The sequence below is a fragment of the Roseomonas elaeocarpi genome (assembly GCF_042433915.1).
In the GTDB taxonomy this organism is placed as follows: domain Bacteria; phylum Pseudomonadota; class Alphaproteobacteria; order Acetobacterales; family Acetobacteraceae; genus Roseomonas; species Roseomonas elaeocarpi.
This window is the reverse complement of the sequence record NZ_JBHLUN010000009.1, coordinates 207,744-215,864: the sequence shown is the minus strand read 5'-3', so window position 1 is coordinate 215,864 and position 8,121 is coordinate 207,744. Positions and strand designations below refer to the sequence as shown.

The window sequence follows — 8,121 nt, the reverse complement described above, 5'->3', positions numbered from 1 at the left end:
CAACCCGCCTCAGCAAGTCAGGCCAGAAACCCTCACCAGCGCTCCGTCCCGGTGTGAGCGGCGATATAGGCCCCACAGACACACCTGTAAACACCCTTGTCGCACTTTCCTCAGACGAAATGAAACGCGCTCAGGACGGTGAAGTTGCGCCCTGCACCCCTGCGCTGAAGTTTTCCGTGATGTGCTGGCCCAGCCTTCGCGCCAGCGGCAGGTCGTCGCGCACGCGCATCGCCACTCCGAACTCCGGCAAAGGCGGAAGCCCATCCTCTCCATCCAGGAACCGCAGCCCGGACGGCAGGGTACCGGAGAGGCCGAAGCTGACCGCGAGACCCGCCAGGGCGATGGCCTGCGTCCCCGTCTGGGAGGCCGAATGATAGGCCACCCGCCAGGCCAGGCCGGACTGATCCAGCCTCTCGATCACGGACCTGCCCCACGGGCAGCTGTTCGGGCACAGCGCCACCGGCAAGGGGCGGCGGAGATGCACTGGTCGGTCCGTGGCCCCGATCCAACGGAGCGGCCCCCGCCAGAGCAGCTCGGACTGCACGCCTGGCGCCTCGTTGCCGGCGGAAAACAGCGTCAGGTCCAGACTGCCCGCATCGTAGCATGTCAGGAGGTCCGTGCTCGGCAGGCAGATCACCTCGATCTCCACCGCCGGGTGGCTTTCCGCGAAGCGCGCGAGGATCTCCGGCAGCCAGACCAGGGCGTAGTCGTCCGGCGAGCCCAGGCGAACGTGGCCGGTCAGCTCCGGCGTCCTGAAGCCCGCGACGATCTCGTCGTTCATCTCCAGCAGCCGCCGTGCCCGGTCCAGGAGCCAGAGACCGGCGGCGCTGGGTGTGAGGCCGCGCGGCGAGCGTTGCAGGAGGCTCTGCCCCAGCGTGTCCTCGAGCCGCCGCATCTGCATGGACACCGCGGACTGGGTTCGCCCCACGGCCTGGGCGGCTCGCGTGATGCTGCCGCCCTCCGCCACGAGCACGAAGGAGCGCAGGAGGTCGGGGTCGATCCCGGGTGGCAAGGCGAGCATGGGTATCAACATCGCTGATGGAGAACGTCAAAACAACTCGTTTCCATCATCGCCACGGCAGGCCGATATCGTCGTCACGCTTCAACAAGGAATCGGTGCCATGTCGGCTCATCTTTTCCCCTCCTCCGGTCTTTCAAGGACGAGCCGGGCGGTTGCCAGCCCGGTCCGGCCGCATCCGCTCGCCCGCTCCACCAGTCTGATCGACGCCATTCGCGACATGACGCGTGTCATTACGAGCCGCCGCCTCCTGGGCCAGCTGGATGACCGGATGCTGTCGGATATCGGCATCAGCCGTAGCGAGGCCCTGGAGGAAGCGGCCCGCATGCCCTGGGACACGGCACCCCGCCACCCGCTGTGAGTCGCCCGCAGCCTCCCGGCACCGGCCCCTGCCCCGGCTGCGTCGGTTCCGAAATCGCTTGACCTCGCGGCAGGCCGCACCGAGAACACCATGGCAACATGGTTCGGGACCTGGGAGGCTTTCCGCGCGATGAAGCAGGTTCTGGACAAGGAGGCTCTGCGGGCAGCACTTCGTCGCAGGCAACTCCGGCGCGCCGCTGCGGGGCACGCTGACGGGAGGAGTGACCTCTCCTTCGGTGAAGCTCTCGACGCCACCCTGCCGTTCGGCCGCGGTCTCGTCGGCGCGGCAGTCCACGGCATTCTGGCGGCAGACCGGGACCGCGTGCTGAGCTTCGCCATGACGCTCGCGGCCCGCACCGAGGGCGACATCGCCTGGATCGCGGCCTCCCATCCCGTACAGACCCTGACGCACGGCAGGTTCGGGCTGGCGACCGCGCGGCTGCTTCTCGCGCGCAGCGAGGATGAGGACGAACTCCTCTGGGCCGCCGAGGAAACCCTGCGCTCGCCCGCCGTCTCCGTGACGCTGCTGGAGCTGGAGGGCTGGGACGACGCGGCGCTGCGCCGCCTGCAACTCGCGGCCGAGACGGGTGGCGGGATGTGCCTGTGCCTCCTGCCGGAAGACGGCGGGCGGCACCGCCAGGCGTCGCTTGCCACCCAGTGGCGGGTCACCGACGGCAGCGGCGGCCGGCGCTCCGCCAACCGCTTCGCCGACCCGTGGTGGGAGGTGGAGCTGCTGGGCGCGCGCGGTCCGGCGCGGAGGTGGAACATCACCTGGCGCGCGGCGGCGGAGGTCCTGGTGGCCGAGGACCTCGCCCATGCAGATCGTGAGGAAGCCTTCGCCGACTGAGCGGGCGGCCTATCGCAGAACCAGCGCCCTGGGATTGCCGCCGAGATCGCGCCGGCAGCCCAGAACCTCATAACCGTGTCCGCGGAACAGCCCGCTGACCGACACTTCCTGGTCGGACCCGATCTCCAGTACGGCGTGGCCGCCGGGAGCCAGCCGGTCGCGCAGCCGTTCCGCCAGCAGGCGATAGGCCACCAGCCCGTCCGCGCCGCCGTCCAGAGCGGTGCGCGGCTCGTGGCGCGACACTTCCGGCATCAGCCCGTCGATCGCATCGGTCTCGATGTAGGGCGGGTTCGACACGATGAGGTCGAACTGCCCCGACAGCGCATCGTCCCAGGAACCCGTCACGAAGGCTGCCCGTTCCGCCAGACCGTTGCGGGCGGCGTTGCGGCCCGCGAGCCTCGCCGCCCCTTCCACCAGATCCACCCCGATCCCGAAGGCGCGCGGCAGTTCCGACAGCAGCGCCAGCAGCAGCGCCCCGGTTCCGGTGCCGAGGTCGAGGATGCGCAGCGGCGCCTCACGGTCGAGCGGCAGCTCCAGCGCTGCCTCCACCAGTGTTTCCGTGTCGGCCCGTGGGATCAGCGTGTCGGGCGAGGTTTCGAGGTCCAGCGTCCAGAAGCCGGCGCTTCCCAGAAGGTAGGCCATCGGCGTGCCTTGCAGCCGGCGCTCCAGCATCGCGGCGAAGTCCCGCGCTGCCTCGGGCGCCACCGGCTGGCGCGGTTCCCGCAACAGCGCCGCCTCGTCGGTGTTGAGCGCGTGCGCCAGCAGCATCCGCGCTTCCATGCGCGGCTGCGGGATGGCGGCGGCGCGCAGGTGCTGCCCGGCCCGGCAAAGGAAGGCCCCCACCGTTCCGGCAGGATCGGCGCACTCCACCCCGCTACTCCCCTTCGGCCGCCAGGCGCGCCGCCTGATCCTCCGCGGTGAGGGCCGAGACGATCTCCTCGAACTCGCCCAGCATCACGCGGTCGATCTTGTGCAGCGTCAGCCCGATCCGGTGGTCGGTGACCCGCCCCTGCGGGAAGTTGTAGGTGCGGATGCGCTCCGAGCGATCGCCCGTGCCGACCTGGGCACGGCGCGCGTCGCCGCGGCTGGCATCGGCGGCGGAGCGCTGCGCCTCGAAGATCCGGGCGCGCAGCACCTTCATCGCCTTGGCGCGGTTCTTGTGCTGGGACCGTTCCTCCTGCATCGCCACCACGGTGCCGGTCGGCAGGTGGGTGATGCGCACGGCGCTGTCGGTCTTGTTGACGTGCTGGCCGCCGGCGCCCGAGGCGCGATAGGTGTCGATCCGCAGGTCCTTCTCGTCGATCTGCACGTCCACCTCCTCGGCCTCGGGAAGAACCGCGACCGTCACGGTGGAGGTGTGGATGCGCCCCTGCGTCTCGGTGGCCGGCACGCGCTGGACCCTGTGCACGCCGGACTCGAACTTCAGCCGCGCGAAGACGCCCTTGCCGGCGACCTCGGCACTGGCGCCCTTCACGCCGCCCAGCTCGCTCTCGTCGTATTCCAGCACCTCGAAGCGCCAGCCCTGCGCCTCGGCGAAGCGCTGGTAGGCGCGGAACAGCTCCGCCGCGAAGAGCGCCGCCTCGTCGCCGCCGGCGGCCGGGCGAACCTCCAGGATGGCGCTGCGCTCATCCGCCGCGTCGCGCGGCAGCAGCATGAGGCGGACCTCCCGCTCCAGCACCGGAACGGCTTCCCGCTGCGACTGGTATTCCGCCTCGGCGAGCTCGCGCATCTCCGGGTCGGATAGCAGCTGCTCCGCCTCGTCGCGCGCCCGCTCTGCCGCGCGCAGCTGCTCGACCTTCTCCACCAGCGGCTCGAGTTCGCTCAACTCCTTGCTGAGCGTGCCGACGCGCGAGCCTTCCGCCGTGTTGATGGCGGCGCGCAGCTCATCCGCGCGAAGGAGAAGCCGGTCGAGCTTCTGCGGCAGGGCCATGCGTCAGCCCCCAGCCAGCGCCGTGGCCAGCTCCGCCAGCGCGACCTCGCGCTGTGTGCCGGCGTCGAGGTCCTTGAGCTGCGCCACGCCGCGCGCCGCCTCATCCTCACCGATCAGCACCGCGGCGCGCGCGTTCAGCTTGTTGGCGCGCTCCATGCGGCGCTTGGTGTTGCCCTTGTAGGCGACCTCCGCCGCCACGCCCGCCCGGCGCAACAGCTGGACGGCCGAGATCGCGGCGGCCTCCGCCCCCTCGCCCACCGGGATCACCGCCACGGGACGCGGGGCCGCGGGCGCGGCCTCGCACAGCATGGACAGGCGCTCGATCCCCGCGGCCCAGCCGACGGAAGGCGTGTGCGGCCCGCCCATTTCCTCCACCAGCCCGTCGTAGCGGCCACCCGCCATCACGGTGCCCTGGGCGCCGAGGCGGTCGGTGACGAACTCGAAGGCGGTGTGGCTGTAGTAGTCGAGGCCGCGCACGATGTTGGGGTTGACGCGGAACGGCACGCCGAACCCGTCCAGGAAGCGGCGTACCGCGTCGTAGTGCGCCCGCGCCGCCTCGGTGAGGTGATCGTGGATCGACGGTGCGTCGGCCACCAGCGCCTTGTCGCCCGGGTCCTTGCTGTCGAGGATGCGCAGCGGGTTCTTCTCGAGCCGCGTCTGGCTGTCGGCCGACAGCGCCTCGCGGTGGCCGGAGAAGTAGCTTACCAGCGCCGCGCGGTGGGCGTCGCGGGAGGCTGCGTCGCCCAGCGTGTTGATCTCCAGCACGGTGCCGGCGCTGATGCCCAGCTCCTCTTGGATGTGCCAGCCGCAAGCGATCGCCTCGGCATCCGACAGCGGCTCGGATGCGCCGAGGATCTCGCAGCCGATCTGGTGGAACTGGCGGTAGCGGCCCTTCTGCGGCCGCTCGTAGCGGAACATCGGCCCAGCGTAGAAGACCTTACGCGGCAGGTTGCCCTGCGTCAGCCCGTTGCTCACCAGCGCGCGGCAGATGCCGGCGGTGCCTTCCGGGCGCAGCGTCAGGCTGTCGCCGCCGCGGTCAGGGAAGGTGTACATCTCCTTGGACACGACGTCCGAGGTTTCGCCGAGCGAGCGCGAGAACACCCGTGTGTCCTCGAAGATGGGCGTGGCCCATTCCTCGAAGCCGTAGAGCGAGGCGATGCGCCGCGCCGTGGTGATGACGTGGTGGTGTCGGGCGAAATCCTCGCCGACGAGGTCTCGGGTGCCGCGGGCGGGCTGAAGCTGGCTGGCCATGATCGGGCGATCAGTTACCACCGCCCGCGCCGTGGCGCGAGGCGGGGCAGGTTCCGGACCGACCATTCCGCGCACGTTATGCGCGCGGCTGGCACCCGTCGCCCGCCGTGCCGCCCCGCCGAGGGGCGCCGCCCGCCAGCATCAGCGCGGCGGACGGGGCCGGATCGGCCCGTCGTTTCCGCCTGGCCCCGGGGGGGCTTACTCCGCCGCCTGGGGCGCTTCGAGGGCGGCGGCGTTGCTCAGCGCCTCCAGCCGCGCGGCCTCGGCCTTCTCGGCCTGCAGCGCGGCCGCCTTGGCTTCCACCAGGCCCACGATGTGCTCGATCATGTCGCCGCCATCGACCGTGTGGTCGGTCTTGCCGGCGGCGTAGACCATGTGACGGCCGCCGCCGCCGCCGGTGACGCCGAGGTCGGTCATCAGCGCCTCGCCCGGGCCGTTCACCACGCAGCCGATGATGCTCAGGCTCATCGGCACCTCGATGTGCGCCAGCCGCTCCTCGAGGGTGGCCACCGTCTCGATCACGTTGAAGCCCTGACGGGCACAGGACGGGCAGGAGATGATCTTCACGCCGCGGTGGCGCAGGCCCAGCGTCTTGAGCATCTCCCAGCCGACATGGACCTCTTCTTCCGGCTCGGCCGAGAGCGACACGCGGATGGTGTCGCCAATGCCGGCCCAGAGGAGGTTGCCCATGCCGATGGCGCTCTTCACCGTGCCGGCACGCTTGCCGCCCGCCTCGGTGATGCCGACGTGCAGCGGGTGGTCGCAGGCATCCGCCAGCGCCGTATAGGCCGCCACCGCCAGGAAGACGTCGGAGGCCTTCACGCTGATCTTGAACTCGTCGAAGCCGTTCTGCAGCAGGTGGTCGGCGTGCCACAGGGCGGACTCGACCAGCGCCTCGGGGTTCGGCTCGCCGTACTTCTCCAGCAGGTGGCGCTCCAGCGAGCCGGCATTCACGCCGATGCGGATCGAGCAGCCGTAGTCGCGGGCGGCCTTGATGACCTCCTTCACCCGTTCCGGCGATCCGATGTTGCCCGGGTTGATGCGCAGGCAGGCGGCGCCGTTCTGCGCGGCCTCGATGGCGCGCTTGTAGTGGAAGTGGATGTCCGCCACGACCGGGACGTTCACCTCGTGGGTGATCTCCTTCAGCGCCGCGGTGGCTTCCGGCGTCGGGCAGGACACGCGCACGATGTCCACGCCCGCGACCTCGGCCCGCCGGATTTGCGCCACCGTGGCCTCGACGTCCTCGGTGGGCGTGTTGGTCATGGTCTGCACCGAGATCGGGGCGTCGCCGCCGACAAGCACCTTGCCCACCCGGATCTGACGGGAAGGACGGCGCTGGATCTGCTGGTAGGGGCGATAGGACATGCGTGTTCCCGTGCGGCCGGCGAAATCAGGGCCCGGTGTTTGCTGGCGCCGCGGAATATGGCGCCCACGGGCCTTCCGGCCAAGCCTTAGCCCGGAAACCGGGCCTGAGGAACCGCGCAGAGTGGCTGGCCAGCCCTGCGCGGCCGGGCTTCAGCCGGGGGCGGAGGCGCGGAGACGCTCCGGATCGAGCGAGAGGTCACGCACCACGCCGGTCCGGCCGGAGAGTGCCGAGCTCGCCTGGCCGTCCACCGTGATTTCCAGGGCTTCCGCCTTGCCGGTGGTCAGGGTCATGCCCTCCCCCATCGGCACGCTGTAGCTCTCGCCCGGGCGCAGCACGCGGCTGAAGAGCGGCCGGCTGGACCCCTTGGCCCGCACCTGGACCCAGGAGCCTTCCTCGGCGCCGGGACCCTGCCCCTGGGCGGCGCGCAGGACGATCCTGCCCTGGCCTTCCACCTGCACCGGCGCCGCGGGCGTCGTGGGCGCGGCCGGCGCCGCCGTCTGCGCCGGCGCGGCGGGGCCGGCCGGCGTGCCGGCGGTGGGTGCCGGACCGACTGGCGCGGGTGCGCCGCCCTGGGCGGGCTGCGTCGGCGCTCCCGGAGTTGGCCGGCCCTGCGGTGCGTTCGCGGCCACCGTGGATTGCGGCAGGTTAGCGCCCGCCGGCGTTTGCGGCGGGTTCGTGCCCGCGGGGGGCTGCGCAACGGTTGCGCTGGGGGAAGGCTGCGGCGTGACGGCCCCGCGTCCGGCGCCGGTCGCCGGCACGCCGGCTGGCCCCGGCGCCGGGGACCCAGCGGGCGGAACCGCGGCCGCCGGGGTGCCGGCAGCGCCCGGGGCGGGCGTCGTCTGGCCGAGGCTGGGCGGCACAACCGGCGCCGCGTCGCGCTGCGCGGTTTCCAGCCGTGCGGGCGGCTCCTGCACCTCGTCCACCGTTCGATTGTTCGAGCCGGTCCATTCCCACCAGGCGATATAGCTGCCGATCGCCAGCACGCCGCCGATCAGGATCACCGCACCCGCGGGCACCCCGCGCTTGGGGACGGGTTCCGGAAACACCAGGTCGGTGCGGGCGGCCGCCCCCGGCGCCACGCCGTCGCGGAAGCGGCGGGTGAGCTCCGCCGCGTCGAGCCCCATCGCCTGCGCATAGGAACGCACGAAACCCAGCGCGTAGGCCGGGGCCGGAAGGTTGTCCCCGCGCCCTTCCTCGATGGCCGCGAGGTAGCGGCGGTTGATGCGGAGATGGTCGGCCATCTCCTCGATGCTGACGCCGAGCGCCAGGCGCGAGGCACGCAGTTCCTCTCCGACCCGGGCGGCTTCGGCGGAGATCATGGCGGTATTCCTGGGCATGCGCGTCACGTC

General features: G+C 71.6%; 8 protein-coding genes. 2 read left to right on the top strand and 6 right to left on the bottom strand.

What is annotated here, in order from left to right; genetic code table 11:
* Positions 1-130 precede the first annotated feature (130 nt).
* The gene (locus ACFFGY_RS14640; protein ID WP_377045232.1) at positions 131-1,021 is read right to left on the bottom strand and encodes a LysR substrate-binding domain-containing protein; all 891 of its coding nucleotides are present in this window, start codon (positions 1,019-1,021) and stop codon (positions 131-133) included.
* Between ACFFGY_RS14640 and ACFFGY_RS14635 the strand changes: the two genes are divergently transcribed.
* Both ACFFGY_RS14635 and ACFFGY_RS14630 read left to right on the top strand, forming a co-directional pair.
* On the top strand, positions 1,020-1,379 hold the full coding sequence (locus ACFFGY_RS14635; RefSeq protein WP_377045231.1) for a DUF1127 domain-containing protein: 360 nt from the start codon (positions 1,020-1,022) through the stop codon (positions 1,377-1,379). The two genes, ACFFGY_RS14640 and ACFFGY_RS14635, sit on opposite strands and share 2 nt — an antisense overlap.
* 129 nt (positions 1,380-1,508) lie before the next feature.
* The gene (locus tag ACFFGY_RS14630) at positions 1,509-2,225 is read left to right on the top strand and encodes an ImuA family protein (protein ID WP_377045230.1); all 717 of its coding nucleotides are present in this window, start codon (positions 1,509-1,511) and stop codon (positions 2,223-2,225) included.
* 9 nt (positions 2,226-2,234) lie between these two features.
* Here the strand turns inward: ACFFGY_RS14630 and prmC are convergent, their stop codons facing one another.
* From prmC to ACFFGY_RS14605, 5 genes are all read right to left on the bottom strand, one after another.
* A complete protein-coding gene (prmC, locus tag ACFFGY_RS14625) occupies positions 2,235-3,095 on the bottom strand; it encodes a peptide chain release factor N(5)-glutamine methyltransferase (protein ID WP_377045229.1) in 861 nt (286 codons plus the stop codon).
* Positions 3,096-3,099: 4 nt separating this feature from the next.
* The gene (prfA, locus tag ACFFGY_RS14620; RefSeq protein ID WP_377045228.1) at positions 3,100-4,155 is read right to left on the bottom strand and encodes a peptide chain release factor 1; all 1,056 of its coding nucleotides are present in this window, start codon (positions 4,153-4,155) and stop codon (positions 3,100-3,102) included.
* A gap of 3 nt (positions 4,156-4,158) precedes the next feature.
* On the bottom strand, positions 4,159-5,406 hold the full coding sequence (gene hisS, locus ACFFGY_RS14615) for a histidine--tRNA ligase (protein WP_377045227.1): 1,248 nt from the start codon (positions 5,404-5,406) through the stop codon (positions 4,159-4,161).
* A 198-nt stretch (positions 5,407-5,604) separates the two neighbouring features.
* Positions 5,605-6,771, bottom strand: a complete 1,167-nt coding sequence (ispG, locus tag ACFFGY_RS14610; protein ID WP_377045226.1) for a flavodoxin-dependent (E)-4-hydroxy-3-methylbut-2-enyl-diphosphate synthase — start codon at positions 6,769-6,771, stop codon at positions 5,605-5,607.
* 150 nt (positions 6,772-6,921) lie between these two features.
* The gene (locus tag ACFFGY_RS14605) at positions 6,922-8,091 is read right to left on the bottom strand and encodes a helix-turn-helix domain-containing protein (RefSeq protein WP_377045225.1); all 1,170 of its coding nucleotides are present in this window, start codon (positions 8,089-8,091) and stop codon (positions 6,922-6,924) included.
* Positions 8,092-8,121 lie beyond the last annotated feature (30 nt).